Origin of the sequence: Lactococcus sp. (assembly GCF_036648155.1) — a bacterium.
GTDB lineage: Bacteria > Bacillota > Bacilli > Lactobacillales > Streptococcaceae > Lactococcus > Lactococcus cremoris.
In genome coordinates, this window is record NZ_JAVXIY010000049.1 from 1 (window position 1) to 515 (window position 515).

Below are 515 nucleotides of genomic sequence, written 5' to 3' on the forward strand. Positions count from 1 at the left end.
TTTATGAAGTATTCTAAGTTTTTCCATAATTTTTCTTCATCTATATCTTTATACTTATCAAGTAAAGCGCCTAATCCACCTTCACCATATGAAGTATCCCAACCCGGTAATTCTAATTCACCTAATTTTGGATCCATCTTAGCAACAGCAGCTTCATCGTATATTAGACAAGTTGAACCATCTTCTAACTTATATTCTAAATCTGAACGAGTCCAGTCAAATACAGGCATGAAGTTATAACATATAGTCTTTATTCCAGCCTTGCTTAAGTTTCTTATTGTTTCGTTGTAATTTGCTATATATTGCTCTCTAGTTGGTAAACCTAACTTTATATCTTCGTGTACTGGTACACTCTCTATAACGCTAAGCTCTAAACCAGCATCTTCTACACTTTTCTTTAATTCTAATATTCTATCTAAAGGCCAAACTTCACCTACAGGTATATCGTATATAGCCGTTACTATACCTTTCATTCCTGGTATTTGACGAATGTATTCTATTTTAACAGGATCGTC

General features: G+C 33.4%; 1 protein-coding gene. It reads right to left on the bottom strand.

The genetic code is table 11. The features are described from left to right. A partial coding sequence (locus RSC39_RS12070; protein WP_332537487.1) for a mannonate dehydratase occupies positions 1-515 on the bottom strand: 515 nt, incomplete at both ends.